The following is a 25,935-nucleotide window of genomic DNA, read 5'->3' as shown; positions in this document are numbered from 1 at the left end:
CGCCCCTTTGGTCTGCGAACCGGAGTCACATACGGCTCAGCCGCCACAGGCGCCAGACACCGGTGCCGTCCGAGAGGTGCTCGGAACCGGCCACGGCGGGCGCGGCCAGGACATAGTCCTTGCGCTGCCAGAGCGGGAGCACGGGCACGTCCACGGCGATCTCGTCCTGGATCTCCCGGAACAGCCCGGCCACCTTGCGGCGGTCGCCGTGGCGCTGCGTGAGGGAGATGAGCCGGTCGACCCGTGGGCTCGCGTAGGTGTTGTGCAGGGCGTTGGCCCGGCCGACCAGCGGGGTGGTGAAGTTGTCCGGATCGGGGAAGTCCGGTACCCAGCCGAGGCCGTAGGCGTCGTAGGCACCGCTCGCGTACCCCTTCTGGAACTGCTTCCACTCGGCGGAGACGGTCCGCACCCGGAACAGTCCGGTCGCCTCCAGCTGGCGCCGCAGTTCGGCGGCCTCGGCGGCGAACGCCGCGCCCGACCGGTGGCCGTAGGTGAACGCGACCGGGGTGCGCACGCCCGCGCGGCGGAGCAGCGAACGGGCGCGCGCCGTGGCGTCCTCGTCGCGGAAGTACCGGTCGAAGAACGAGGTGGTGTGCCCCGTGAGGCCCCGGGGGATGAGGGAGTACAGCGGTTCCACCGTCGAGTGGTGGACCCGGGTGGTGATGCGGCCGCGGTCGACCAGCACCGCGACCGCCTGCCGTACCTCCCGCTCGGCCAGGGGTGAGCCGGGGCGCAGGTCGAAGACCACCGTGCGGATCTCGGCAGCCGCCGCCTCCGTCATCCGCCCGGACTCCTCGCCCGGCTCGTAGGTGGAGGTCAGGTCCGAGGGCAGCTGCCGGTGGGCCACCTCGACATCGCCGCGCCGCCATGCGTCGGCGAGTTGCTCCGCGTCCTGGAAGTAGCGCACCTCGACGGCGCTCCGCGGCACGGCGACGGCGCCCCGGTAGCGCGGATTGGGCTCCAGCAGCGCCCGCAGGCCCGGGGTGTACGCGGCCAGGGTGTAGGGCCCCGATCCGTCGACGGCCGTGCCGGGGCGCAGCGCCTCGCCGGAGTAGCGTGACCGGTCGACGATCGCCCCGGCCCCGGTGGCCAGCTTCGACGGGAACGTCGCGTCCCGCTCGCGCAGCCCGAAGGTCACCGTGCGGCCGCGTGCCGAGACGCTGTCGAGGCCGGCGAAGAGCGTCGCCGGGCCGATGTCGGTGGCGATGCCGAGCATCCGCTCGAAGGAGAACCGAACGTCCTGGGCGGTCAGGGGGCGCCCGTTGGCGAAGGTCAGCCCCGCGCGCAGGGTGCACGCGTACGTGGTGAGGGACGCGTCGAGGAAGCGGCAGCTCTCGGCCGCGTCGGGCACCGGTGCGGCCGAGCCGGGCCGGAGGGTCAGCAGCGACTGGTAGAGGGTGCTGTAGAGGGCCCAGGAACCGGTGTCGTAGGAACCGGCCGGGTCCAGGCTGCCGACGACGTCGGTGGTGCCCACGGAGATCGGCCGTTCCCGGTCGCCATCCTCGGACAGCAGGAGCCGGACTCCCGCTCCGGCGGCCAGAACGGCGGTGCACAGCAGGGGTATCCAGATCCGCAGGGATCTCATGGTCGTGGTCCTTCGACGCCGTGGCGGACTGGGCAGGACGGGAGGAGCGCCGCCGGTCGGCGGCCGGAGGCCCGCACGGCCTCCGGCCGCCGCCCGGTCAGTAGACGATCGTGTTGCGGTTGATGATCGTCTTGGCCGCCCCCGTGGTGGGGAGCCCGGCCAGCGGGCGGTGCTGGGTGAAGTACTGCCTGAAGTCGGCGCTGACGTAGGTGTTCATGAGCTTGAGCGTGCGGTTCCAGTTGCCGCCGTCGGGTCCGTTCGGCCCCCACAGTTCGAGCAGTGCGGCGGCCACCCGGCCCTCGACCCAGTCGCCCTTGCCCCAGCCGCCCACGACCCGCTGGTCGAGCAGGTCGTAGGAGTCGCCGGTGCTGAACGTGTAGCGGGAGTCGCCGAGGGCGTACGCCGCGACGGCGTTGGCGAAGCCCTCCGTCCAGCCGCAGGCGGCCGAGGCGCCTCTGTCCAGGCTGTGGCCGTTGCAGTCGCGGACGGGGGGCCACTGCTTGTTGTGGAGCTGCCACTGGAACCAGTGGCCGGCCTCGTGGAGGATCAGGTGCTTCGAGTCCGGGTCGTCGGCCTTGAGCACGACCCAGTCGGTGCCGTCGCTGGTGTCGCCCGGGAAGGAGGGGTGGTCCCAGTAGCCGCCGCTGGAGCCGTCCTGCCGCCAGGCGACCGTGAGTTGATCGCAGTCGGAGGTCTGGTGGGCGGTCCAGCAGAGGGAGCCGGTGCCGCGCTTGCCGTACAGCTGGTTCAGGGTGTCGGTGATCTTCCACGCCTGCTGCATCGCCTTCGGGACCTTGACCGTGCCGAGGTCGGTGGTGGCCGCCGGAGTGTTCCGCGTGGCCGTGGTGAAGGTGTACTGCGTGGTGTTCTTCCAGTTCGGGTCGCCCTGCTTCGCCGTGCCCGCCCCGACGACCCGCCACAGGGTGCCGGCGCTGGAGAAGAACCGGACGTGGACGTCGCGCGGTGCGGCCGTGCCGGTGTGACAGGCGGAGAAGCGGCCGTCGGTGGCACCGGTGAGTCCGCTGCTCAGCCGTTCGACCTGGCCCGAAGCGGTACGGCGGCCCCACAGCTCCCAGTTGGAGTTCCGCGCCCGCTGGGTGACCAGGGGCTTGTGCGTCCCCGCCTCGGCGTCGTTGTGGTCGAAGGCGAGGGTGCCGTTGAGACAGGTGGTGGACGCGGCGGCGGCCGTCCCGGCCGTGAGCGGCGTGGCGAGGGCTATGCCGGCGCCCAGGGCCAGGGCAGCCGCCAGGGCACGACGTCTGGTGGCCGGGGCGGTGGTGGGCCCGGCGGCCGGGGCGGACGGAGCGTGCGATCGGATGGGCATGACGACTCCTGGAATCGAGGGGGGTGTGGCTCCTCGGGGCCGACGGGCCCGGGGAGAGGTGTGCGGGTGAGGGGGGTTCAGCGGTGCCGGTCGGCGTGGCCGCGCCGGTGGCGCAGGGCCGCGAAGCCGCCCGCCGCGACGACGGCGGCGGCGCCGACGAGGAACCACGGCCGGTCGCCGGACCGGTGGGGCCGATCGGCCGCGGCGGGAGGGACCACCGGCCCGGCCGAGGCGGCGCGCTCGCGCAGTGCCTCGGTGTAGCTCGCGATCGTCACGGTCTCCGGGGGTCCGGACCGGCCGCGGCCCTCGGTCAGGGGGCGCAGGGCCCGGTCGTCGAGTGCGTACCACTCCCGTCCGCGCGGCCCCTGGCTCTCGAAGAGGACCTCGTCCTCCTCCAGCCTCCGGGCCAGGCCGGCCTCGGTGGCGTCCTGCGCCGCCGCCACCGCGGCCCACCGCGGTGCTCCTCCGCCGGCCGGGGCCACCCGGGCGATCTGGAGGGTGACCGCGCGGCCGTCGTCCGCGTGTGCGGTGACGGCCACATAGCCCGGCACCGCGAGCGGGAGGCGTCCGCCGCGTTCGGCGAAGTCGGGGTCGAGGTGGTGGACCACGGTGCCGCGGTCGTCGACGCGCAGCGCGGCGGACCGCCCGGCGGGGATACCGAGGTTGCTGCGCGCCAGGTCGACCGCGGCGGGTGTACGGGCCGCGGCCACCGCCACCCGTACGTCCTGCTCCGGCAGTCTCTCGACCACCGGCCGCGGGGGATCGGCCACCGCGGCGGCCTGCGCGGCCGGGGACCACAGGGCCGCGGCGGACAGGACGGTGACGGCCGCCCGTCGGGCGGTGTGCCCGGACACGGCCTGCCTCAGCCGCTCTTGCGGATGTTGTAGATGGTGTCGGTCCACCTGAACTGCGAGGTGGGCGTCCGCACACCCAGGTCGTTCCAGGCCACGGTGGTCCTGCGCTGGGAGTCGGGCCCGGGGTCGGCGTAGCTGACCGTGGGGTTGGCGGTGCTGTAGGAGTCGTCGTAGCCGTAGACGACCACCGTGTGCTGGCTGTTCACGCTGGGGCCGTTGGTCCAGGTGACCCCCATGACGAAGGGGCTGTCGGCGTCGATCTCCCGCTTCACGGTGGAGAACGGCAGGTAGGACTGGGTCCACTTGGCCGAGTAGCCGGTCGCGTTGTAGCCCTTGACGATGTTCGGCCAGGCCAGGCCCTCGTCGGGGCACGGGCGGTTCGCCGGGATGTTGCGGGCCGCGTGGCAGAACCGGTCCTGGTCGATCTGCGAGCCGTGGTACTTCTGGATGCTGACGGCGGTCGCGGCCCAGCACCAGTAACCGCCCTTCTGCACCTCCTGGGTGTACGGGAGGACGGCGGCCACCGAGCTCTGCGCTCCGGCCAGGGTGCCGGCTATGGCGAGTGCCGCGGCGGCGGCGGTACGGGCGATACGTGGGGACAGCATGGGGGGTCGGCCTTCCTTCGTGCCGTCTCCGGGCAGCCGCGACCCGCGGAGGGCGGGCGGGAAGTGCCGGAGAGCGGCGGGGGACGTGCGGGGCGGGCGTCGCGGAGAGGCGGATCGGAGAGGTCCGTCGCGTGCGCGCGGGTCCACGGGACCACGCGCCTCGGGCCGCGGCGAAGAGGCGTTGCACCGGTCGTGCCGGGGTCTCCGTCGATCGGTGGGGTCTTTATACATGGACGTTGGGTAAACACGGCGACACGGAGTTGCCACCGGCACTTTTACGCCTGTCCGGCGCTCGGGCCGGAATCCCTCCGCCCACCCGGGCGGTCACCGGGAGACGCGCGGGTGCGGGACGGCCACCGGCACGCCGGTGCCGTGGGGCGGGGCCGGCGGTCGCGAGGGGAGACACGGGCACGGGCCACGGAGGGCGAAGGGCTTCCGGGCAGCACGTCGTCGGCCGCGGGCAGGCCGCTGCCCGTGGCCGACGACGTGGAACCTATTCCTGCCGGGCGGCGGCGCATATACGGGGTGGCGGAATTGCTGATACGCAATCAATGCGACCCCCGGACGGCGCCCCTGGACGCGGGGCACCCTCCCCCCGGAGGGTGCCCCGCGTCCCGGTCAGGTGAGCAGCCACCTGCGGAAGTCGGCGTCGTAGCGGGTGCCGATGTTCTGCTTGATGTAGGTGCGGGCGGCCTGCCAGGAGCCGGTGCGGTAGTAACCGAGGATCTTGGCGACGTCGGCGGGCCGGTTCTCCATCAGGTAGTAGACGGCCAGGTACCCCCAGGCGTAGACACGGTCCTGGTCGTGCTGCTGCGTGGTGTCGAACAGGGTGCTGAGGTTGTACGTCTGCCGGGGGGCCACACCGGCCGCCCAGGTGTTGTGCCGGCGGAGGTAGCCGTAGGAGACGTACTCGGCCAGGCCCTCGATCCACCACAGGGTGGGGGTGGAGATGTTGGCGTTCCAGTCGCCGTACATGTTGAACCGGCCGTCGAGATAGTGGGTGTACTCGTGGTTGAGGTTCTTCACGGTGAACGTGGACGCGGTCTCGTCGCGGTAGGCGATGAAGCGGGCCTGGTTGCCCGGTGCGGAGGGGTTGCCCTCCTGGTACACGCCGCCGTTGTTCGTGCCGACCCCGTAGAGGCTGCCCGCCAGTCTCCGGTACTCGGAGCTGGAGTTGAACACCACGACTTCGAGGCTGGTGTTGTTGTCACCGCGGACCGGCTGGCCGTTGCTCTTCACGACGTTGTGGAAGTAGGCGGCCTGGCCGGCGAGGCTGGTACAGACGGAGCTGAGCTGCCCGCTCGTCATCTGCTGGGCGCGGACGCGCAGGGTGCTGCTGCAGCTGTGGTCGACCGGCAGGGTGGAGTTCACCGCCTGCGTCGCCACCTTGGCCGGGGCGCTGGAGCGCACGGCGGACGGAGCACCGGACGGCGCCGTGACGGCGGGGCCGTACGGGGCCGGGGCGGCCGCGGCGCGGGGGGCCGCGACGCTCTGCGGGGTACTCGCTGACGTCGGTGCCACGGCGAGGGTCGTCACCGCGCAGGTGGCCAGGACGGAGACGGCGAGCGGTATGAGACGGCTGCGGGCCGGAACGTGGGGCATGGCTCTCCCTGGGTGCGTGCCGTCGGCCGGACGGGCCGGGGCTGCCGAGACCTGGAACCGCTGTGCCTTGCCGCACGAACGGTTCACAGGGGCATCGGAATGGAACGGAGACTTTCGGCCGGACGGCGCCGGGCCGTCGACTGGTGGAACTGTGGCGGGCCCCGTCGAGGGGCGACAAGGCAGGAAGGGCGAATTGCGGATACGCAAGAAAACGGGCGTCGGCGGCGGTGCGCGCGACGGCGCCCCCGTGGGGGCGTGGGCCGCTACAACTGTCCGACATCGCACCGCCGAGTCCTGTGCGTCTGTATGAAGTGGACGGGGGCAGCCGGTGCGAGACTGCCGCGCATCCCCTCCCCCCGCTCTCCGCCGCACGGCCGGTCCAGCCGAATCCGGCCGTGGGCAGGGGACTTCGCCGGACCGGGAGGGGTGATCGCGCGCCGACCGGGCGCGGCGGGGACCACGAGACGCCAGGAGGCGCACGATGGATCGACGGGACCAATCACCCGGCACCGGGGACCGGGCGACCGGGAGGCCGACCGCACCGGAGGGACTCTTCGGGCACGGCTGGGCGGCGACCGATACGGCCCCGCGGCCCGTACCCGGCGCGGCCTGGGCGGCCAAGCGGCGTGCCGCGGTCTCCGCGAGGTTTCCCGGGGAGCGCGTCGTCGTCCCCTCGGGCGGGCTGAAGGTCCGCAGCAACGACTTCGACTACGCGTTCCGGCCGCACTCCGCCTTCGTGCACCTCACCGCCGAGCAGGGCACCGGGGCGGTGCCCGACAGCGTCCTGGTCTTCGAGCCGACGGGGGCCGGCCACGAGGTCACCCTCTTCGTCCGGCCGCGCTCTCCGCGCGATCCCGGCGCCGGCAGCACCGAACTGCACCGGGACCCCCGGCACGGCGAGTTCTGGGTGGGCCGCAGGCGGACCCTGGCGGAGACCGCCGACGCCCTCGGGATCGGCACGGACCACCGCGACCGTGTCGAGGCCGCCCTCACCGCCCGCGTCCCGACCCGGGTGGTGCGCGGCCAGGATCCGCTGGTCGACTCCTTGGTGCCGCCGTCCGCCGCCGACGAGGAGTTGCTGACCTTCCTGTCGGAGCTGCGGCTGGTGAAGGACGCGTGGGAGGTCGAGCAGTTGGACTCGGCCGTGCGCCACACGGTCGCCGGGTTCCACGACGTGGCCGGCGAACTGTCGCACGCGATGCGCGCCCGGCGCGGTGAGCGCTGGATCGAGGGCACCTTCAACCGGCGCGCCCGGCTCGAAGGCCACGGCCTGGGCTTCGAGACCATCGCGGCGGCCGGGGCGCACGCGTGTGCGCTGCACTGGACCCGCAACGACGGCCCGGTCAGGGACGGGGACCTGCTCCTGCTGGACGCGGGTGTCGAGGCCGACTCGTTCTACACCGGGGACGTGACCCGGACCCTGCCGGTCGGCGGGCGGTTCTCCGACGTCCAGCGCCGCGTCTACGACCTGGTGTTCGCCGCCCAGTCGGCGGGCATCGCCGCGCTGCGCCCGGGGGCGCCGTACGGTGCCTTCCACGACGCGGCCACCCGGGTCATCGCCGAGGGACTCGACGCCTGGGGGCTGCGGCCCGGCGGCCGGCACCTGCCCCACGGTCCCGCGCTGTACCGCCGCTACACCGTGTGCGGCACGGGCCACATGCTCGGTCTGGACTGCCACGACTGCGCCGCCGCCCGTGACGAGACGTATGCCGACGGCGTTCTGGAGGCCGGGCACGTCCTCACCGTCGAGCCCGGCCTCTACTTCCAGCCCGACGACCTGACCGTGCCCGAGGAGCTGCGCGGCATCGGCGTGCGGATCGAGGACGACTTCGTCGTCACCGCCGACGGCGCCCGGTGTCTCTCCTCCGGGCTGCCGCGGGACGCGGACGGGATCGAGGCGTGGATGAGCGCGACACGGGGATAGCTACGACGCCCGGACCCGGCTCCCGGGTCCGGGCGTCCGGACACCGCGTCCCGCCGACCGGCGCCCGGCGCCCGGCGCCCGGCGCCCGGGCGGCTCCCCGCGTCGGCTCAGAGCCACCCCTCGGACTTGGCGTGCACGCCGAGCTGGAACCGGGACGACACCCCGGCGAGCGACATCAGCCGTTCGACGGCCCGCGCCAGCGTCCGCTTGCTGATGTCCAGGTTCCGTGCGGCGGCCTCGTCCGCGACCCCCGCCGCCAGCAGGGCGAGCAGCCGCCGCTCCAGGGGGCGCAGCACCGTGGTGCTCGTGCCCTCCCTGGCGGCGAGCGGGCGCGCCGACTGCCAGGCGGACTCGAACAGGGCCGACAGGGCGGGCAGCAGACTGCACCGGTGGACCAGCAGGGCTCCGTGATGGGTGTCGGCGTGCACGGAGCTGAGCGAGACGAGCGCGAAGCGGTCGTCCACCAGCATCATCTTCGCCGGGACCGAGGGCGCCATCCGGGCCTCCTCACCGGCGGCCGTGCACGGCACGATGTTGCCCTGGAAGTAGTCCGGCGTCTCGACCGAACTCTGCGCGTAGAGCACCCGGTAGGACACACCGCGGCCCAGGTTGGCGATCTCGACGGGGTTGGCGATGGTCGCCGCACCGTAGGGCGCGGTGTCGAAGCTGCGTACCTGGCTCACCGCACTGCGCTCCAGCTCGACCACCTTGCGTTGCAGGGAGGCCTGTTCGAGGACCTCGACGGTGGGCGCTCCCGGGGGGAGGCTGTGGGTCCGCCGATAGGACTCGTAGGCCGCGACGACCGCGGTCGTCCCCGCGTTCAGGTCCGCCTGGCGCCGGGAGGCCAGGAGTTGGAGACCAGCGGCCGGGTCCAACGGGACGACCGGATCGCCTTCCTGGCCCAGGGGGGCGAGCAGGGCGACCGACGCCAGCTCCGACAGTGCGGCGGTCAGCCTCTCCTCGGGCTCGCCCACCCGGGCGGCCAGCTGGGCCGGGGTCAGCGGGCCCGTTTCGAGCAGGCGGCTGTAGAGCGCGGCGGCCTGCTCCGAGAGGCCGAGCGAACCGAGGTGGGAATGCGTCACGTCGGACATCCTTGTCTCTACCCTGGCCGCACCGCCGGGCACACAGCCGTCGCCAGGGCGTCGCATTCATGCCCGCGGCACTTCTCTGCCACAGATGAAAGTGCGGCGAGTGTATAAAAGAACCACCGGATGAAGGAAGATCCAGGTTTCTGCGTCTTCGCCTCCCGGGCCGTGTGCGACACGTACACACGAGCCCTTTCGCCCACCGGAGGGCAACCCCTGACGGGACGGCCGAATGCCGATCGGGCATTCCACCGCGTCCTGCTCCCGGTCCGCCCTCCCCACGCCGGGTGACGGGCCGGGAGCAGAACATCCGCAAAGAATCCCGCGCCCTTGACCGCAGGGACGTCCTGAATGCCGACGCGTGCGATCACGGGGCGGCTCCAACCGAGGAGAAGGCGTCATGACCAACCCCTATTTCCAGGTCAGCGTCCCCACCACACACCGTGAGCAGCCCGGTAGGCATGGTCTGCACATCTTCACGGGACCGGCCTCGACCAGCGAGGAAGCCGTGCGCTGCGCCCGCGAGGCGTGCGAGGCGGCGCTCGCCGCCGGGCGGACGGCCACCGACGGCGCGGTGCCGTCCGACGCTCGTTGGAGAGTCCGCGGTGTGTGCCGGGAATGGGCCATGGACTGGGAAGCGGCGACGGCCGCGTTCTGGGAGAACGAGAGCAGTCTGGAGTATCCGTTTCCCGTCGTCCGCACACGTTCGGAAGTCTGATCGCACACGGACGGTTATCCGGCGGCCCACCGGGAGGGGAATGGCCCGTTCGGATATCACCAGGACCGCAGAGGAGACGGCGAGGAAATACTGTCCGCGACCGGTCCGCGGCCAGAGGGAAAGGTACGGGCGGACGGCCGAAAACAAAAGTGGGGGGACCCGGAATACCCCTACGTAATCAATTCGGTCCACCACCGGACTCACCGCCGGGCGTCCCCGTGCGGTTCGGGCCGCAGCCGCGCGGGCGCCGGGACCGGCTCAGCGGCTCACCGGCTCAGCGGCTCAGCGGCTCAGCGGCTCAGCCAGGAACGTTCCAGCAGGTGCTTGACCCGGCGGAGGTCCCCGCGCTCCGTACGCGTGATCACCGCCGCGATCACCGGGCGCAGGAGGCGGTCGCTCCCCGTCAGGGTCACGCGCTTGACGATGTCCACCCGGCAGGACGTCTCACCCACGGCCGTCACCGCGCGGCTGCCCTCCGCCGTCGCGCCCCCGGCCACCCGCCAGGTGAAGGAGCGGCCCTCGCGGACGTCCGCCACCTCGACCACGCTCTCCACCACCCGGCCCAGCACGCGCAGGGTCTCCTCCACCCGGGCCCCGTCGCGCACCGGACCCGGCGGGGTCTGGGCCATCTTCTCCAGGCCGGAGCGCCACTCCAGGTCATTGGCGTAGACGTGGAGGAAGTCCCACACGAACCCTGCGGGAGCCTGCACGACGGCCGAGGAACGCACAGCTATGGGCTTCATCAGAGAGCGCCTTTCCGAGCACCTTGCACCTGCACAATGTAGTTAACCAGTTGACCATATACCGGTTAGCGACTGCGTTACCATCACCGTATGGCCGACCGACACCGGACTCCCCCCGACTTCGCCGACATCGCCGTCGCCCACTGGGAGCGCGAGCGGCCGGATCTCGACTTCACCGCCATGGGCACGCTCGCCCGCTTCGCCCGTCTCCACATCGCCGGAAGCCGCCGCGTGGAGGAGGTCTTCGCCGCGTACGGTCTGGACCGCGGGGAGTTCGACGTCCTGGCCAGCCTCCGCCGTACGGGCGCTCCGCACGAGATGCCGCCCTCGCAGCTCGCGGAGATCCTCCTCATCACCCGCGCCGGGATGACCAAGCGCGTGGACCGCCTGGAGGCACGCGGCCTGGTGAGCAGGCGCGCCGATCCCGAGGACCGCCGCGGCCTGCGGATCGGCCTCACGCCCGAGGGGTTCGACCTCGTCGACGCCGCCGTCACCGAACACGCCGCCAACGAGAACCGCCTCCTCGGGCTGCTCACCGAGGACGAGGCGCGCGCCTTCGACGCCACCCTGCGCAAGCTGCTGGCCGCCGTCGAAGGGCACCCGCCGCAGCCCAAGCAGGCGAAGCGACGGGAGCAGCCGGAGTGAGTCGAGGGTGCCCCGGGGGCCACGGGTCCCCGGGGGCCACGGGAGAGAGATCACAGCCGGGTGAAAGGGCGGCAAGGTAGAATCTTCTGTTCGCGTGAGCGTCCGACGACGACCGAACGTCCGACGTAGCCGGCAGTGCGCACCCCGGCTGGCTCCCCACGGGACCTTCCCACTTCCGGAGGTACATGTGTCCTGCCTGATCGTCCAGAGCGACAAGACGCTCCTCCTGGAGGTCGACCACGAGCTGGCCGAGGCCTGCCGCCGGGCCATCGCCCCCTTCGCGGAGCTGGAGCGTGCGCCCGAGCACATCCACACCTACCGGGTCACCCCGCTCGGCCTCTGGAACGCCCGCGCCGCCGGGCACGACGCCGAGCAGGTCGTCGACGCGCTCGTCGAGTACTCCCGCTACCCCGTGCCGCACGCGCTCCTGGTCGACATCGCGGAGACCATGGCCCGCTACGGGCGGCTCACCCTCTCCAAGCACCCCGTGCACGGGCTCGTCCTCACGACCACCGACCGGCCCGTGCTGGAGGAGATCCTGCGGTCGAAGAAGGTGCAGCCGCTCGTCGGTGCCCGGATCGACCCGGACACGGTGGCCGTGCACCCCTCCGAGCGCGGGCAGGTCAAGCAGACCCTGCTCAAGCTCGGGTGGCCGGCCGAGGACCTCGCGGGATACGTGGACGGCGAGGCCCACCCCATCGAGCTGGCCGAGGACGGCTGGGCGCTGCGGCCCTACCAGAAGCAGGCCGTCGAGGGGTTCTGGCACGGCGGGTCGGGCGTCGTCGTGCTCCCCTGCGGGGCCGGGAAGACGCTCGTCGGCGCCGGGGCCATGGCCGAGGCCAAGGCCACCACGCTCATCCTCGTCACCAACACCGTCTCCGCCCGGCAGTGGAAGCACGAGCTGGTGAAGCGGACCTCGCTCACCGAGGACGAGATCGGGGAGTACAGCGGGACGAAGAAGGAGATCCGGCCGGTCACCATCGCCACCTACCAGGTGCTGACCACCCGGAGGAAGGGCGTCTATCCGCACCTGGAGCTGTTCGACTCCCGTGACTGGGGGCTCGTCGTCTACGACGAGGTCCACCTGCTGCCCGCCCCCGTCTTCAAGTTCACCGCCGACCTCCAGGCCCGGCGGCGGCTCGGGCTCACCGCCACCCTCGTCCGGGAGGACGGGCGGGAGTCCGACGTCTTCTCGCTCATCGGGCCCAAGCGGTTCGACGCCCCGTGGAAGGAGATCGAGGCGCAGGGCTACATCGCGCCGGCCGACTGCGTGGAGGTACGGGTCAACCTCACCGACTCCGAACGGCTCGCCTACGCCACCGCCGAGGCTGAGGAGAAGTACCGGTTCTGCGCCACCACCGCCACCAAGCGGAAGGTGACCGAGGCGCTCGTACGGAAGCACCGGGGCGAGCAGACCCTCGTCATCGGGCAGTACATCGACCAACTCGACGAGCTGGGCGAACACCTGGACGCCCCCGTCATCAAGGGCGAGACCAGCAACGCGCAGCGCGAGAAGCTCTTCGACGCGTTCCGGAACGGGGAGATCAGCGTCCTCGTCGTCTCCAAGGTCGCCAACTTCTCCATCGACCTGCCGGAGGCGACCGTCGCCATCCAGGTCTCCGGAACCTTCGGGTCGCGCCAGGAGGAGGCCCAGCGGCTGGGGCGCGTCCTGCGGCCGAAGGCCGACGGGCACGAGGCCCGGTTCTACTCGGTCGTCGCCCGCGACACCATCGACCAGGACTTCGCGGCGCACCGCCAGCGGTTCCTGGCCGAGCAGGGGTACGCGTACCGCATCGTCGACGCGGACGAACTGCTGGCGGAGAGCTAGGCAGAGCCGGACCTGGATACAGTCGGCCCATGCCCCGTCGCACCTCCGACGTCACCGCCGATGCCGGCATCGGCGTCACCGGCGTCGGGACCTGGTCGCGGGAGCCCGGCACCGTGACGTGCCGGGCTTCGGCCGTTCCGCCGGGGGCCGACGCCCCGTTCGTGATCATCTCCGAGTCCCACGTCTCCGGCGTCCCCACCGAGTGGGAGCCTCACACCCACCCCCTGCACGAGCTGGTCTGGGTGCACGGCGGGACCCTGGTGTCCCGGGTCGCGGACCGGGTGTTCACCGTCTCCGAGGGGCAGGGGCTGTGGATGCCCGCGGGGGTGGTGCACGGGGGGCGGCTGACGGCGGGCGTCGCGTTCCACGACGCCTTCTTCGCCCCCGAGCGCACGCCGGTCGCGTTCGACGGGCCGACCGCCATCGAGATGACCCCGTTGCTGGAGTCGTTGCTGGCCCATCTCGTCCGTACGGACCTCGACGCGGCGGCCCGGGCGCGGGCGGAGTCCGTCGTGTTCGACGTCCTGCTGCCCTCGGAGCGTCAGCTCGCGCTCCAGTTGCCCGGTGACGCCCGGATCGACGTGATCGCCGAGACCCTGCTGGAGGACCCCGCCGATCCCCGGTCGCTGGATGAGTGGGCGCGGGCGCTCGGCACCAGCGACCGGACGATCACCCGCGCGTTCCGCCACTCCACGGGGCTCTCCTTCGCCCAGTGGCGGCAGGCGCTGCGCGTCCACCGGGCGTTGACGCTGCTCTCCGAGGGGTTCGACGTGCAGACCGTCGCCCTGCTGCTGGGCTATGCGCAGACCAGCACCTTCATCGCCGCGTTCCGGCGGGTCATGGGGACGACGCCGGGGGCGTTCTCCCGTACGAGCGCGGCGGAGCCGGAGGGCTGAGCCTCCGTGGCCGTCGACCCTTCCGGCGCTCCCGGTGCTCCTGGCACTCCCGGTGCTCCTAGTGCTCCCGGTACTCCCGGTGCCGGTGCTCCCGGTGTCCGGAACGCCGTATTCGCTGTCCCCAACTCCTGATTGCCGACAACTCGGGCGGAATATAGCCTTCCAGGGACTTAGGCAACCCTTAGTTGTTGCCCGCCGCAGGCAGTCGTCGTCATCGGGCCAGGGCAGCTCCCGGGAGAGCTGACAGCCCCGTCGGCGGCGCGCGGCGCCGGGGTGCCGTGCGCCCCTCCCCTCGACACGACCGGACCCTCCCATGCTCACCAGCCATGCCCCGCCCTCGGCCGCCCTCAACGGGCGTGACCTGGTCCTGCGGTACGGAAGGACGCCGGTCGTGCACGGCGTCTCGCTCTCCCTGGAGCCCGGGCGCGCGACCGCTCTGGTGGGCCCGAACGGCAGCGGGAAGTCCACCCTGCTCCGCTCGCTCGCCCGGCTGCACCGCGTCGACGACGGCGAGGTGACGCTCGGCGGGGGCCGGGACAGCGACGGGCCCGAGCGTGCCGTGTCCCTGCTCAGCGGGCGGGAGTTCGCCCGGGAGGTCACCCTGTTCTCCCAGTCCCGGGCCGCGCCGCAGGGCCTGACCGTGGCCGAGGTCGTGGCGTTCGGCCGCCACCCCTACCGGCGCGGGTTCGCCGGGCTGTCCGCCGACGACCGCGCGGCGGTCGCGTACGCGATGGACGCCACCGGGGTCCGGGACATGGCCGACCGGCCCGCCGGGGAACTCTCCGGCGGCGAGATGCAGCGCGTCTGGCTCGCCGCCTGCCTGGCCCAGAACACCGGGGTCGTCCTGCTGGACGAGCCGACCAACCATCTCGACCTGCGCTACCAGATCGAAACGCTCGACCTCGTACGCGACCTCGTCGAGGACCACGGCATCGCGGTGGGGGTCGTCCTGCACGACCTCGACCACGCCGCGCGCGTCGCGGACACGCTGGTCCTCCTGCGCGCGGGCCGCGTCCACGCCCTGGGGCCGCCCGCCGAGGTCCTCACCGCGGACCACATCCGCGAGGTCTACGACATCGAGGTCGAGGCGGGCGTCGACCCGCGCACCGGCCGGGTCCGTATCGACCCCGTCGGACGGCACCGCGCCCCGGCCGCCCGGTGACCTCGCCGGGCCGCCTCCCCCCTTTCCCCTTTCCCTTTTTCCTTCCCCCATCAGCAACCCGCTCGAACAGCAGTGACCGAGAGGAACCCTCATGATCCGCGTCCGCCGACTGACCGCATCAGCCGCCACCGGGCTCGCCCTCGCCCTCGCCACCACGGCCTGCGGCACGACCGACGTCTCCTCCGCGACCGGCGCCAAGGCGTCGTCCGCCGCCCCGGCGTCGAAGGACTGCGCCGGTGACACCACAGCGACGTCCACGAAGCCGGTGACCCTCACCGACAGCCTCGGCCGGAAGGTGGAGCTCGACAGGCCCGCGAAGCGCATCGCCGTCCTGGAGTGGCAGCAGGTCGAGGACGCCCTCACCCTCTGCGTCACGCCCGTCGCGGTCTCCGACGCCAAGGGCTACCGGACCTGGGTCAGCGCGGAGAAGCTGCCCGACGGCGTGACCGACATCGGGGCCCGCGAGGAGCCCGACCTCGACACCCTCGCCGCCGCCGAACCCGACCTCGTCGTCGTGGAGGCGTTCGACGCCAAGGACAAGACCCTGGCGGCCCTGGAGAAGCGGGGCATACCCGTCATCGCCACCAAGGGCGCCGACCCCAAGGACCCCATCGGCAACGTGCGCGACGTCTTCAACCTGATCGGTGAGGCGACCGGCCGCACCGAGCGGGCCGAGCAGGTGATCGGGGAGTTCGACACCCACCTCGCCGAGGCCAAGAAGAAGGTGGCCGACGCCAAGCTCCCCACGCAGGACTTCCTCTTCTTCGACGGCTGGCTCCAGGGCGGCAACCTCACGGTCCGTCCGTACGGCGAGGGCGCCCTGTTCACCGCGATCGGTGAGGAGCTGGGGATGAAGTCCGCCTGGACCGAGGACATCAACAAGGCGTACGGCGACGGAGGCGTGGACCCCGCCTACGGTCTCGCGCAGACCGATGTCGAGGGGCTGACCGGGGTGGGCACGGCGAACCTCTTCTACGCCAACGACGAAGGCGTGGGCGGTTACGTCGAGGCGCTGGAGAAGAACCCGGTCTGGAAGTCGCTCCCCGCCGTGAAGGAAGGCCGCGCGCACAGCTTCCCGGCGCGGGTCTGGGGCGCGGGCGGGCCGCGCTCGTGCGAGCAGGCGATCGACGCGTACGTCGACGCCATCACCAAGAAGTGAGCACTCCGCACCCGGACGTGAGTGCCCAGGGGGCGGGAGCCACCCCGGGGCAGGAGACCTCCCCGGGCCCGGGGGCCTCCCCAGGGCCGGAAGCCACCCCCGGACGGGTGCCGGAGCCGGAGCCGGTGGCCTCCGCGGGCCCGGGGGCCGGTGCGCCGCCGGGCCCGGGGGCCCGCCTCCGTACGGCCCCCTCGCCGGCCCCGCACCCGGCCTCGGCGTCGGCATCCGTCCCAGCCCCCGCCCCGGCCTCCGCCCCACCGCCGGTGCCCAGGGCCTCCCCCCGCCCCGGCGGCGCGCTCGCCGGGGGCGCCGTCCTCGTCCTTCTCGCCGCCTCGATCGTGGCCGTGGGCCTCTGGCATCTGACGCAGGGGACCTCCGGCGCGGGCATGGGGGACATCGTCCGGTACGTCGGCGGGGCCCGGGAGGACGTCGGCGGCGTCCCGGTCGGGGACATCGTCGCCGGTTCGCGGCTGCCCCGGCTCCTCGCGGGCGTCGCGGTCGGCTTCGCCCTCGGTGCGGCCGGGGCGCTGCTCCAGTCCGTCACCCGTAACGCGCTCGCCTCCCCCGACACCCTCGCCGTCACCGCCGGGGCCTACTTCACCCTGTCGTGCGTCGCCGCCTTCGGGCTCACCGTGCCGCTCTGGGCGTCGGGCGCCGTCGCCTTCGCGGGCGGTCTGGCCGCGGCGGCGCTCGTGCTCGCCCTCACGGGCCGTACGGCGGGCACCTCGGGCACCCGGCTCGTCCTCGCCGGATCGGCGACGGCCATGGCCCTGGACGCGGCGACCGCGATGCTGCTCATCCTCTTCGACCGGAACACCACCGGCCTCTTCGCCTGGGGCAGCGGCTCGCTCGCGCAGCTCAACATCGACGCGTCGATGCGCGCGCTGCCGCTGGTGGCCGTCGTGCTGTGCGTCGCGCTCGCGCTCTCCCGGAAGCTGGACGTGCTGCGCCTGGGCGAGGACACCGCGTCCTCCCTCGGCGTGCCGATCCGGGCGACCCGGATCACCGCCGTGCTCTGCGCCGTGCTCCTGACCAGCACGGCCGTGACCCTCGCGGGCCCCATCGCCTTCATCGGGCTCGGCGCTCCGGTGCTGGCCCGGCTGATCGCCGTACGCGTCCGGGGGCTGCACCGGCACGCGCTGCTCGTCCCCGGGGCCGGGCTGCTCGGCGCGCTGCTCGTGCTGCTCGCGGACACCTCGCTGCGCGCGCTGCTCGGCGCGGAGGGGGCCGCCTCCGTCCCGACGGGTGTCCCGACCGCACTGCTCGGGGCCGTCGTGATCGTGGTCCTCGCACTCCGCCTGCGGGACACCGGACCGGTCCGGCAGCCTCCGCAGGCGCGGTCCGCCACCCGTTCGCGCCGGTCGTTCCTCCTCGTGGTGACCGCCGCGGTGGTGCTGCTGGCCGGAGCCGTACTCCTCGGGACCCTCGCCGGAAGCCTCTGGCTGCGCACCGGGGATCTCCTGCTCTGGGTGCAGGGCACCGCACCGGAACTCGTCGGGCGGGCGCTCGACGACCGGATGCCCCGGGTGGCGGCCGCCGTGCTCGCGGGCGCGGCGCTCGGGCTGGCCGGGTGCGCCGTGCAGAGCGCGGTACGCAATCCGCTGGCGGAGCCCGGCGTGCTCGGCATCACCTCGGGGGCCGGGCTCGGCGCGGTGGTCGTGGTGACGTCGGGTCTGCCGGGCGGGCAGCCGGTGCTGGTCGCCACCGCGGTCGCGACCGGTCTGGCCACCTTCGCGCTGATCGCCCTGCTGGCCTGGCGCGGCGGCTTCCTGCCCGACCGGTTCGTGCTGATCGGCATCGGCTGCGGCTACGGGCTCAGCGCCGTCTCCACCTTCCTGCTGCTGCGCGCCGACCCGTGGAACACCCCGCAGATCTTCACCTGGCTCTCGGGGACGACCTACGGGCGCGCGTTCTCCGACGTCGTCCCGGTGGCGGTGGGGCTGCTGCTCGCGCTGCCGCTGCTCCTCGCGATGCACCGTCAGCTCGACCTGCTCGCCGTCGACGAGGACACCCCGCGCATCCTCGGCGTCAGCCCGGCGCGCACCCGGTTCGCCGCGCTCACCGTCGCCGCCGTGCTCGCGGCGCTCGGGGTGATCGCGATCGGTGTCGTCGGCTTCGTCGGGCTGGTCGCCCCGCACCTCGCCCGGGCCCTGGTCGGCGCCCGGCACGGCCGCGCGATACCGGTCTCGATGCTGCTCGGCGGGCTGCTGGTCTGCGTGGCCGACACCCTGGGCCGCACCGTCGTCGCCCCCTCCCAGGTGCCCGCCGGGCTGATGGTCGCCCTGGTCGGTGCCCCGTACTTCGTCTGGCTGCTCCGGAGGTCCCGCGCATGACGCCGGCGTACGCCGTGTTCCCGTACGAACCCGCCTCCTGGCCCGAGGAACTGCGGCGGATCGCCCGGCCCGACGTCCTGGAGCGCTGGGGCGCGGTCGACCGGTCCCCGCACGCCCCCCGCCTGGTGGCCGTCCCCGGCGGCGGTGGCAGTGACGGCCACGGTGACGGCTGGGCGGCGGCCGCACTGGTGACCGCGCGCCCCGGTACCGCGTACGTGAAGATCGTCGATGCCGTGGGGGACGTACCGGCGGCGGCCGGAGCGGTCGTCTCGTACGCGGGTGAGCAGGGGCTCGTCCAGGTCGCGTGGGAGGGCTGGACCGTGAGCGCCGAGGACGCGGCGGCGGCCGGGTTCGCTCCGCTGCGGCCTCCGCTCACGCGGGAGGGGCCGGGGGCGGGCGGGCCCGGGGCCGGGTATGTGCGGTGGCTGGTCGCGGAGGACGTGGCCGAGCCCGCGTACTACCGGCAGAGCACCGACTTCACCTGCGCGGCCGTCACCGCCCTGGTCGCCCGGGCTCTGGCGGGCGCGGAGCGCTGGGAATCCCTCGACCGGGCGGCGGAGCTGACGCTCTGGCGGGACGCGACCAACTTCCCCGCGTGCGAGCCCGTGGGGCTCGGGGTCGCCGTCCGCCGCCGGTGGCCGACGGCGTCGGTCGAGGTGTTCCTCGATACGGACGAGCCCGTGCTGCTGGACCATCTGTCCGGGAGCGAGCGGGAATGGCGGGCCGTGCTCCAGCGGGCGTCACGGGCGGACGCGCGGCGGTCCGGGGTCCCCGTCGGCGGCCGGCGGGTGTCGCTGGTGGAGCTGCGGGAGGCGATCGGGCGGCAGGAGCGGCAGGTGCTGCTGCTGGTCTCGTTGACGACGATGCAGGGGTTCGACGTACCGCACTGGGTGCTGTGCCACGGGGTCGTCCCGGGTGCGGTGGTGCTGGAGGACCCGTGGTGCAACGCGGCGGCGGGAGAGAGCTGGGTGGACGCCCATCTGCTGCCCGTGTCGGACGCGTCGCTCGACGCGATGTCCCTGCTGGGCGAGGACCGCGTGCGCGGCGCCGTACTCATCGGACCCGGCTGAGCAACGGGACGCCGGGGGCCGGATCCGGAGAACCGGGGGCTGCCGGCCGGTGGCTGGTGGCTGGTGGCCGGTGGCAGGGTCGTGACGGAGGGCTTCGGACCGGGGCGAGGAGTCAGCGGCCGCGGCGGACGACGCCCGCCTCCTCCGCGTACTCCCCCAGGACGACGACGCCGAAGGCCGCCGTCGCGAAGACCTTGAGCGCGCGGACCGCGTCGCCGACGCGGTGGGGTCGGTGGTGACCGGAGACCGCGGTCGCGCCGTGCGCGGGGCCGGTCCTGCGTGGGTTCAGGGTGGCTGTACTCATGCGTCCATGGTGCTCCCGTCACCCGTTCGGACGCGTCGGTCCGCAGACGGAACCCGTACGCCGGGCTCGTAGCCCTCCGGTACCGCTCGGGCCGTGGCCGTCCCCTACGGGTATCCCTGGCCTCTCCCCCTCCGGGAGCACCGGAATCCGTTTCGCCCCGGCCCGGACCTGTGGCTACAATCGCCGGTCTGCCCGCCTCCCGCGCCGTGTCCACGGCCCCGGGAGCGCCGCCGACCGGACGGAAACCGGCCGACACCTACGCGATCGAACCTTCCGAGCGGACCGTCCTGCTCCGGCTCCCGCCGGCGCCGGCGAACGGTCCGCCGTCCTGCGTTGAAGAGCCGGAGGCAACACCGTGCCCGCGCACGTAGCAGAGAGCGATTCCACCCCCGATCCGACCGGCCGCACCGGCACTCCCGACCCCACCGGCACGACCGGCACAACAGGAACCACAGGCACCACCGGCACTACCGGCACTACCGGCACTACCGGCACAACCGATCCGGGCGGTCCGGGCGGTCCGGCGGACCACTCCGACCCCCTGGCGCACGAGCGCGCCCATCTCGCCGCGTCCCGGGCCGCCCTGCGGGCGATGCGCGAGGACGTCCAGGCGCTCGACATCCGCGACGTCACCGCGAACTGGGTCAACGCCGCCGTCCTCCAGTCCCAGATCGACGACCGCATCAAGGCGCTCGCCGACCTGTCCCACACCCCGCTGTTCTTCGGACGGCTCGACTATCTGCACGCGGTCGGCGGCGAACTGGCCGAGGGCGCGGAGGGCGAGCGGTTCTACATCGGGCGCCGGCACGTCCACGACGCCGCCGGGGACCCGATGGTCATCGACTGGCGGGCCCCGGTCTCCCAGCCGTACTACCAGGCGTCCCCGAAGGACCCCCAGGACGTCGGCCTCCGCCGCCGCTTCGGCTACACCGGCGGCGAGCTGACCGCGTACGAGGACGAACACCTCACCGACCCCGCCGAGGCGGCGCACACCAGCCGGCTCCTCCAGGCGGAGATCGAACGGCCCCGCGTCGGCCCCATGCGTGACATCGTCGCCACCATCCAGCCCGAGCAGGACGAGATCGTCCGCAGCGGCCTCGGCGGCACCGTCTGCGTCCAGGGCGGTCCCGGCACCGGGAAGACCGCCGTCGGCCTGCACCGGGTGGCCTTCCTGCTGTACGCGCACCGCGAGCGCCTCGCCCGTACCGGCACGCTCGTCATCGGGCCGAACCGGTCCTTCCTCCACTACATCGAGCAGGTCCTGCCCGCCCTCGGTGAGCTGGAGGTCAAGCAGGCCACGGTCGACGACCTGGTGACGGCGGGGGTGGAGGTGCGCGGCACGGACGACGCGGCCGCCGCCGTCGTCAAGGGCGACGCCCGCATGGCCGAGGTGCTGCGCCGGGCGGTCCGCTCGCATGTGACCCGGCCGGCCGAGCCCGTCGTGGTCGTGCGCGGGTCGCGGCGCTGGCGGGTGCCCGCGTACGAGATCGGGGAGATGGTCGACGAACTGCTCGCCCGGGACATGCGGTACGGCTCCGCCCACGAGGCCCTGCCGCAGCGGATCGCGCACGCCGTTCTCGTACGGATGGAGGAGGCGGGCGAGGCGCCGGACGACCGGGTGCAGAACACCGTGGCCCGCAACCCGGCGGTGAAGGCGGCCGTCAAGGCGATCTGGCCCGCCGTCGACCCGGAGAAGCTGGTGCTGCGCCTGCTGGCCGACCCGGAGTTCCTGGCCGCCCACGCGGAGGGGCTGCTCACCGAGGACGAGCAGAAGCTGATCCTCTGGGCGAAGCCCGCTCGGAGCGTGCGGTCGGCCCGGTGGTCGGCGGCGGACGCGGTGCTCATCGACGAGGCCCGCGATCTGGTGGCCCGTACGCACTCGCTCGGCCATGTCGTGCTCGACGAGGCGCAGGACCTCTCCCCCATGCAGTACCGGGCGGTGGGGCGGCGCTGCTCGACCGGGTCGGCCACCGTCCTCGGGGACCTCGCGCAGGGGACGACGCCGTGGTCCACGGAGAGCTGGGACGAGGCCCTGTTCCACCTGGGCAAGGCGGACGCGGTGGTGGAGGAGCTGACGGCGGGCTTCCGCGTGCCGCGCGAGGTGATCGCGTACGCCTCCCGGCTGCTGCCGGCGATCTCGCCGGGTCTCGCGGCGGTGGAGTCGGTGCGGGAGTCGCCGGGCTCCCTGGCCGTACGGGAGGTGCCGTCGGCCGAGGAGTTGGACGCGGCCGTGGTCGCCGCCTGCGGGGAGTCGCTGCGCCACGAGGGGTCCATCGGGCTGATCGCCGCCGACGCCCGGATCCCGGAGCTGGGCGCGGCGCTGGAGGCGGCGGGCCGCGCGTACCTCGCGCCCGGTGAGGAGACCACCGCCGAGTCGCGGCTGACGCTGGTGCCGGCGTCGCTGGCGAAGGGGCTGGAGTACGACTACGTGGTGCTGGACGAGCCGGCGGCCGTGGTGGACGGCGAACCGGACGAGCGGACCGGGCTGCGGCGGCTGTACGTGGCGCTGACCCGTGCGGTGTCGGGGCTGACCGTGGTGCACGCGGCGGCGCTGCCGGGGGCGCTGGAGCAGTAGCCGGTGGCCGGTAGTCGGTAGCCGGTGGCCGGTGGCCGGTGCGGGTACGGCGAAGGGGACGGGGACGGGGACGGGGCGGGGGCAGGCGCAGGGTCCGGCGAGCGGGCCGGGGCGGCGACGGCACGGGGTCCGGCGAGCGGGCCGGGGCGGGGCCTGCGCGGCTCCCGCCCCCTGCCTGCTGCCTGGCCGCCTGCTGCCTGGCTGCCTGGCTGCCTGCGGGCTCAGGCGTCGAGCGCCTCGCGCCACTCCCGTACCGCCGCCGCGTCCACCGGAGCCGACCAGCCGGAGGGACGGGCCGCCCCGCCGATGTGGAAGGCGTCGATGCCCGCCGCCCGCAGCCGGGGCAGATGGTGGAGCTGGAGGCCGCCGCCCACCAGGATCTGCGCCTCGTACCCGGGCTCCTGGGTACGGGCGGCCTCCTCCAGGAGCGTCGGGATGCCCGCGTCCACGCCGTCCGCCGAGCCCGCCGTGAGGAACGTGTCCAGGCCGGGCAGGTCCGCGAGCTGCTTGCGTACGGCGTCGCGGTCGGCCGCCCGGTCGATCGCGCGGTGGAACGTCCACCGGCAGCCGTCCAGCTCGGCCACGATCCGCTCGACCGCCACCAGGTCGGCGTGGCCGTCCTCGTCGAGGAAGCCGAGGACGAACTCGTCGGCACCCGCCGCCCGCATCTCGCGGGCCTTGCCGATCAGCACGTCGACGTCACCGGCGGCGAACCCGTCGGCCACCCTGAGCATGACGCGCAGCGGGATGTCCACGGCGGACCGGATCGCCGCGAAGGTCTCCCGTGACGGCGTCAGGCCGTCCGCGGCCATGTCGGTGACCAGTTCGAGACGGTCTGCACCACCCGCCTGGGCGGCGACCGCGTCCTCCGCGTCGAGAGCGATCACCTCCAGGACTGCACGGTTGCTCATGGGTCCCCATTCCTCAGATATACGCGGCTACAGGTCTAGTCCAATGGCCAGACTACGGGGCGGCCGAGCGGCCGCGCAGCCTTCCACCTGAACGCATGATCGCGGAATGGTGCGACCCGGCACGGCAGGCACCTCCCGGCGCGCCTTGCGCTTCATAGGGGTGGGGGGTATACATGGAGAGAGGAAGAGATACCCCCTAGGGGTATAAGGACGGGGTCGGAGGCCGGAAGGCCCCGGAGACCCGCGTACCCCAGGGACCGCTCCGAGGAGGACCCATGACCACCCGCTCCGCCACCCCCAGCGGCACCTCCCGCGGTTCCGCCCCCGCCCCCGGCTCCGCCTCCGCCTCCGTCGAGCTGGCCATCGGCGGCATGACCTGCGCCTCCTGCGCGGCCCGGATCGAGAAGAAGCTCAACCGGATGGACGGTGTGGAGGCGACCGTCAACTACGCCACCGAGAAGGCCAAGGTGACGTACCGGGACGACGACGTCTCCGTACAGGACCTGATCTCCACCGTCGAGGCCACCGGCTACACCGCTCAGCCACCGCCGCCCCCGGAGACGAGGCGGGACGCCCCCGGCACGGACGAGGCGGAGTCCGAACCCGACGACGGGCTCACCGCCCTGCGCCAGCGCCTGATCACCTCGCTCGTCCTCTCCGTTCCCGTCATCGCGATGGCGATGGTCCCGGCCCTCCAGTTCGACAACTGGCAGTGGCTCTCCCTGACGCTCGCCGCCCCCGTCGTCGTCTACGCGGGCTGGCCCTTCCACCGTGCCGCCTGGACCAACCTCAAGCACGGCGCGGCGACGATGGACACGCTGGTCTCGGTCGGCACGTCGGCCGCGTTCCTCTGGTCGGTGTGGGCGCTGTTCTTCGGTACGGCGGGCATGACCGGGATGACCCACCCGTTCGAGCTGACCATCGCGCGCACGGACGGTGCCGGGAACATCTACCTCGAAGCCGCCGCCGGGGTGACCGCCTTCATCCTCGCCGGGCGCTGGTTCGAGGCCCGCTCCAAGCGGAAGGCCGGGGCCGCGCTCCGGGCCCTGATGGAGCTGGGCGCGAAGGAGGTCACGCTGCTGCGGGACGGCCGTGAGGTGACCGTGCCGACCGCCGAACTCCAGGTCGGGGACCGGTTCGTGGTCCGGCCCGGGGAGAAGATCGCCACCGACGGCACCGTCACCGAGGGCACCTCCGCCGTCGACGCCTCCATGCTCACCGGTGAATCCGTGCCCGTCGAAGTCGCCGCCGGAGACACCGTCACCGGCGCCACCATCAACGCCGGCGGCCGCCTCCTCATCGAAGCCACCCGCATCGGCTCCGACACCCAACTCGCCCGCATGGCCCGCCTGGTCGAAGACGCACAGAACGGCAAAGCCGCAGCCCAACGCCTCGCCGACCGCATCTCCGCCGTCTTCGTCCCCATCGTCATCGCCCTCGCCCTGGCAACCCTCGGCTTCTGGCTCGGCAGCGGCGCCGGACCCACCGCCGCCTTCACCGCAGCCGTCGCCGTCCTGATCATCGCCTGCCCCTGCGCACTGGGCCTGGCGACCCCCACCGCCCTCATGGTCGGCACCGGACGCGGCGCCCAGCTCGGCATCCTCATCAAGGGCCCCGAAGTCCTCGAAACCACCCGCCAAGTCGACACCATCGTCCTCGACAAGACCGGCACGATCACCACCGGCAAGATGACGCTGCTCGGCGCCCACACCACCGAAGGCACCGACGAGAACGACGTTCTGCGCCTCGCCGGTGCGGTGGAGCACTCCTCCGAACACCCCATCGCGCAGGCAGTGGCCGCAGGCGCCGTCGAACGCCTCGGCGGGGCGGCCCTCCCCACCCCCGAGGACTTCACCAACATCCCCGGACTCGGCGTCCAGGGAGTCGTCGACGGCCACGCCGTCCTCGTCGGCCGGGAGAAGCTGCTGGCCGAGTGGGAGATCCGGCTGCCGGAGAGCCTGGCCCGCGCCAAGGCCGAGGCGGAGAGCGCCGGGCGGACGGCGATCGCGGTCGCCTGGGACGGCGAGGCGCGCGCGGTCCTGGAGGTCGCGGACGCGGTGAAGGAGACCAGCGCCGAGGCCGTCGAGCGGCTGCGCGCCCTCGGGCTCACCCCGATCCTCCTCACCGGCGACAACCGGGCCGTCGCGGAGGCGGTCGCCGCCGAGGTAGGCATCGACGCCGGGCAGGTGTTCGCGGAGGTCATGCCCGAGGACAAGGTCGACGTCGTCAAGCGCCTCCAGGCGGAGGGCCGGAGCGTCGCCATGGTCGGTGACGGGGTCAACGACGCCGCCGCCCTCGCCCAGGCCGATCTGGGCCTGGCCATGGGCACGGGGACGGACGCCGCGATCGAGGCCGGTGACCTCACCCTCGTACGGGGAGACCTGCGGGCCGCCGCCGACGCCATCCGGCTCGCGCGCCGCACCCTCTCCACGATCCGGACGAACCTGTTCTGGGCCTTCGCCTACAACGTCGGCGCGCTGCCGCTGGCGGCGGCGGGGCTGCTCAACCCGATGATCGCCGGGGCCGCGATGGCGTTCTCGTCGGTGTTCGTGGTCGGCAACTCGCTGCGGCTGCGCGGCTTCAAGGGGGCGTGAGGGGATACGGGTAACCGT

General features: G+C 73.3%; 20 protein-coding genes. 11 read left to right on the top strand and 9 right to left on the bottom strand.

Annotated features, from left to right (window positions below; all coding sequences use genetic code 11):
• Nucleotides 1–25 precede the first annotated feature (25 nt).
• The 5 genes from ACQ9ZG_RS19215 to ACQ9ZG_RS19195 form a co-directional block, all read right to left on the bottom strand.
• On the bottom strand, nucleotides 26–1,585 hold the full coding sequence (locus tag ACQ9ZG_RS19215) for an ABC transporter substrate-binding protein (RefSeq protein ID WP_109917165.1): 1,560 nt from the start codon (nucleotides 1,583–1,585) through the stop codon (nucleotides 26–28).
• A gap of 97 nt (nucleotides 1,586–1,682) precedes the next feature.
• Nucleotides 1,683–2,909 (bottom strand): metalloprotease, encoded by a 1,227-nt coding sequence (locus tag ACQ9ZG_RS19210; RefSeq protein ID WP_109917166.1) that lies wholly within the window; start codon nucleotides 2,907–2,909, stop codon nucleotides 1,683–1,685.
• A 77-nt stretch (nucleotides 2,910–2,986) separates the two neighbouring features.
• A complete protein-coding gene (locus ACQ9ZG_RS19205) occupies nucleotides 2,987–3,763 on the bottom strand; it encodes a hypothetical protein (RefSeq protein WP_499280927.1) in 777 nt (258 codons plus the stop codon).
• Nucleotides 3,764–3,771: 8 nt separating this feature from the next.
• Nucleotides 3,772–4,368, bottom strand: coding sequence for a papain-like cysteine protease family protein (locus ACQ9ZG_RS19200; protein ID WP_084993278.1), 597 nt, complete (start codon nucleotides 4,366–4,368; stop codon nucleotides 3,772–3,774).
• Nucleotides 4,369–4,986: 618 nt separating this feature from the next.
• On the bottom strand, nucleotides 4,987–5,970 hold the full coding sequence (locus ACQ9ZG_RS19195; RefSeq protein WP_028416942.1) for a collagenase: 984 nt from the start codon (nucleotides 5,968–5,970) through the stop codon (nucleotides 4,987–4,989).
• Between the two features lie 481 nt (nucleotides 5,971–6,451).
• Here ACQ9ZG_RS19195 and ACQ9ZG_RS19190 point away from each other — a divergent pair, with 481 nt between their 5' ends.
• On the top strand, nucleotides 6,452–7,894 hold the full coding sequence (locus ACQ9ZG_RS19190) for an aminopeptidase P family protein (protein WP_109916674.1): 1,443 nt from the start codon (nucleotides 6,452–6,454) through the stop codon (nucleotides 7,892–7,894).
• Nucleotides 7,895–8,001: 107 nt separating this feature from the next.
• On the opposite strand, the gene ACQ9ZG_RS19185 is transcribed toward ACQ9ZG_RS19190, so the two are convergent.
• Nucleotides 8,002–8,985: a TrmB family transcriptional regulator gene (locus ACQ9ZG_RS19185; RefSeq protein WP_109916968.1), complete on the bottom strand. Its 984-nt coding sequence runs from the start codon at nucleotides 8,983–8,985 to the stop codon at nucleotides 8,002–8,004.
• Nucleotides 8,986–9,379: 394 nt separating this feature from the next.
• Here ACQ9ZG_RS19185 and ACQ9ZG_RS19180 point away from each other — a divergent pair, with 394 nt between their 5' ends.
• Complete coding sequence (locus tag ACQ9ZG_RS19180; RefSeq protein ID WP_109916969.1) at nucleotides 9,380–9,697, top strand: hypothetical protein; 318 nt, start codon at nucleotides 9,380–9,382, stop codon at nucleotides 9,695–9,697.
• A gap of 290 nt (nucleotides 9,698–9,987) precedes the next feature.
• Here the strand turns inward: ACQ9ZG_RS19180 and ACQ9ZG_RS19175 are convergent, their stop codons facing one another.
• On the bottom strand, nucleotides 9,988–10,440 hold the full coding sequence (locus ACQ9ZG_RS19175; RefSeq protein ID WP_258312349.1) for an SRPBCC family protein: 453 nt from the start codon (nucleotides 10,438–10,440) through the stop codon (nucleotides 9,988–9,990).
• A gap of 90 nt (nucleotides 10,441–10,530) precedes the next feature.
• Between ACQ9ZG_RS19175 and ACQ9ZG_RS19170 the strand changes: the two genes are divergently transcribed.
• The 7 genes from ACQ9ZG_RS19170 to ACQ9ZG_RS19140 all read left to right on the top strand — a co-directional run bounded on the left by ACQ9ZG_RS19170 (nucleotide 10,531) and on the right by ACQ9ZG_RS19140 (nucleotide 19,533).
• Complete coding sequence (locus tag ACQ9ZG_RS19170) at nucleotides 10,531–11,085, top strand: MarR family winged helix-turn-helix transcriptional regulator (RefSeq protein ID WP_109916971.1); 555 nt, start codon at nucleotides 10,531–10,533, stop codon at nucleotides 11,083–11,085.
• Nucleotides 11,086–11,272: 187 nt separating this feature from the next.
• Nucleotides 11,273–12,913, top strand: a complete 1,641-nt coding sequence (locus ACQ9ZG_RS19165) for a DNA repair helicase XPB (protein ID WP_499280926.1) — start codon at nucleotides 11,273–11,275, stop codon at nucleotides 12,911–12,913.
• Between the two features lie 29 nt (nucleotides 12,914–12,942).
• Nucleotides 12,943–13,809, top strand: a complete 867-nt coding sequence (locus ACQ9ZG_RS19160) for a helix-turn-helix domain-containing protein (protein WP_258312259.1) — start codon at nucleotides 12,943–12,945, stop codon at nucleotides 13,807–13,809.
• A 313-nt stretch (nucleotides 13,810–14,122) separates the two neighbouring features.
• Nucleotides 14,123–14,971 carry an ABC transporter ATP-binding protein gene (locus ACQ9ZG_RS19155; protein ID WP_109916358.1) on the top strand — a complete coding sequence of 283 codons (849 nt, stop codon included), beginning with the start codon at nucleotides 14,123–14,125 and terminating at the stop codon, nucleotides 14,969–14,971.
• A 91-nt stretch (nucleotides 14,972–15,062) separates the two neighbouring features.
• Nucleotides 15,063–16,130, top strand: a complete 1,068-nt coding sequence (locus ACQ9ZG_RS19150) for an iron-siderophore ABC transporter substrate-binding protein (protein WP_109916359.1) — start codon at nucleotides 15,063–15,065, stop codon at nucleotides 16,128–16,130.
• Nucleotides 16,131–16,393: 263 nt separating this feature from the next.
• Nucleotides 16,394–18,463, top strand: a complete 2,070-nt coding sequence (locus ACQ9ZG_RS19145) for an iron ABC transporter permease (protein ID WP_499280924.1) — start codon at nucleotides 16,394–16,396, stop codon at nucleotides 18,461–18,463.
• Nucleotides 18,460–19,533, top strand: coding sequence for a peptidase C39 family protein (locus ACQ9ZG_RS19140; RefSeq protein WP_109916474.1), 1,074 nt, complete (start codon nucleotides 18,460–18,462; stop codon nucleotides 19,531–19,533). Before ACQ9ZG_RS19145 ends, ACQ9ZG_RS19140 begins: the two co-directional genes overlap by 4 nt.
• 112 nt (nucleotides 19,534–19,645) lie before the next feature.
• Here the strand turns inward: ACQ9ZG_RS19140 and ACQ9ZG_RS19135 are convergent, their stop codons facing one another.
• On the bottom strand, nucleotides 19,646–19,837 hold the full coding sequence (locus ACQ9ZG_RS19135) for a hypothetical protein (protein ID WP_028416954.1): 192 nt from the start codon (nucleotides 19,835–19,837) through the stop codon (nucleotides 19,646–19,648).
• A gap of 355 nt (nucleotides 19,838–20,192) precedes the next feature.
• Here ACQ9ZG_RS19135 and ACQ9ZG_RS19130 point away from each other — a divergent pair, with 355 nt between their 5' ends.
• Entirely contained in the window at nucleotides 20,193–22,412 is a 2,220-nt protein-coding gene (locus tag ACQ9ZG_RS19130) for a HelD family protein (protein ID WP_109916475.1), read from the top strand.
• 221 nt (nucleotides 22,413–22,633) lie between these two features.
• Here the strand turns inward: ACQ9ZG_RS19130 and ACQ9ZG_RS19125 are convergent, their stop codons facing one another.
• On the bottom strand, nucleotides 22,634–23,323 hold the full coding sequence (locus ACQ9ZG_RS19125; protein WP_018490491.1) for a copper homeostasis protein CutC: 690 nt from the start codon (nucleotides 23,321–23,323) through the stop codon (nucleotides 22,634–22,636).
• A gap of 275 nt (nucleotides 23,324–23,598) precedes the next feature.
• On the opposite strand from ACQ9ZG_RS19125, the gene ACQ9ZG_RS19120 reads away from it, so the two are divergent.
• Nucleotides 23,599–25,917, top strand: a complete 2,319-nt coding sequence (locus ACQ9ZG_RS19120; RefSeq protein WP_499280922.1) for a heavy metal translocating P-type ATPase — start codon at nucleotides 23,599–23,601, stop codon at nucleotides 25,915–25,917.
• Nucleotides 25,918–25,935 lie beyond the last annotated feature (18 nt).

Origin of the sequence: Streptomyces araujoniae (assembly GCF_050871195.1) — a bacterium.
Classification (GTDB): Bacteria; Actinomycetota; Actinomycetes; order Streptomycetales; family Streptomycetaceae; genus Streptomyces; species Streptomyces bacillaris.
The sequence above is the reverse complement of the archived record's forward strand: the minus strand, read 5'-3'. Positions and strand labels throughout refer to the sequence as shown.

Excerpts from the sequence above, each read along its gene's own strand:
- ACQ9ZG_RS19200 (WP_084993278.1), bottom strand. The coding sequence starts at position 4,368 with ATGCTGTCCCCACGTATCGCCCGTACCGCCGCCGCCGCGGCACTCGCC.
- ACQ9ZG_RS19135 (WP_028416954.1), bottom strand. The coding sequence starts at position 19,837 with ATGAGTACAGCCACCCTGAACCCACGCAGGACCGGCCCCGCGCACGGC.
- ACQ9ZG_RS19215 (WP_109917165.1), bottom strand. The coding sequence starts at position 1,585 with ATGAGATCCCTGCGGATCTGGATACCCCTGCTGTGCACCGCCGTTCTG.
- ACQ9ZG_RS19175 (WP_258312349.1), bottom strand. The coding sequence starts at position 10,440 with ATGAAGCCCATAGCTGTGCGTTCCTCGGCCGTCGTGCAGGCTCCCGCA.
- ACQ9ZG_RS19180 (WP_109916969.1), top strand. The coding sequence starts at position 9,380 with ATGACCAACCCCTATTTCCAGGTCAGCGTCCCCACCACACACCGTGAG.
- ACQ9ZG_RS19155 (WP_109916358.1), top strand. The coding sequence starts at position 14,123 with ATGCTCACCAGCCATGCCCCGCCCTCGGCCGCCCTCAACGGGCGTGAC.
- ACQ9ZG_RS19195 (WP_028416942.1), bottom strand. The coding sequence starts at position 5,970 with ATGCCCCACGTTCCGGCCCGCAGCCGTCTCATACCGCTCGCCGTCTCC.
- ACQ9ZG_RS19170 (WP_109916971.1), top strand. The coding sequence starts at position 10,531 with ATGGCCGACCGACACCGGACTCCCCCCGACTTCGCCGACATCGCCGTC.
- ACQ9ZG_RS19140 (WP_109916474.1), top strand. The coding sequence starts at position 18,460 with ATGACGCCGGCGTACGCCGTGTTCCCGTACGAACCCGCCTCCTGGCCC.
- ACQ9ZG_RS19160 (WP_258312259.1), top strand. The coding sequence starts at position 12,943 with ATGCCCCGTCGCACCTCCGACGTCACCGCCGATGCCGGCATCGGCGTC.
- ACQ9ZG_RS19125 (WP_018490491.1), bottom strand. The coding sequence starts at position 23,323 with ATGAGCAACCGTGCAGTCCTGGAGGTGATCGCTCTCGACGCGGAGGAC.
- ACQ9ZG_RS19120 (WP_499280922.1), top strand. The coding sequence starts at position 23,599 with ATGACCACCCGCTCCGCCACCCCCAGCGGCACCTCCCGCGGTTCCGCC.
- ACQ9ZG_RS19150 (WP_109916359.1), top strand. The coding sequence starts at position 15,063 with ATGATCCGCGTCCGCCGACTGACCGCATCAGCCGCCACCGGGCTCGCC.
- ACQ9ZG_RS19210 (WP_109917166.1), bottom strand. The coding sequence starts at position 2,909 with ATGCCCATCCGATCGCACGCTCCGTCCGCCCCGGCCGCCGGGCCCACC.
- ACQ9ZG_RS19185 (WP_109916968.1), bottom strand. The coding sequence starts at position 8,985 with ATGTCCGACGTGACGCATTCCCACCTCGGTTCGCTCGGCCTCTCGGAG.
- ACQ9ZG_RS19190 (WP_109916674.1), top strand. The coding sequence starts at position 6,452 with ATGGATCGACGGGACCAATCACCCGGCACCGGGGACCGGGCGACCGGG.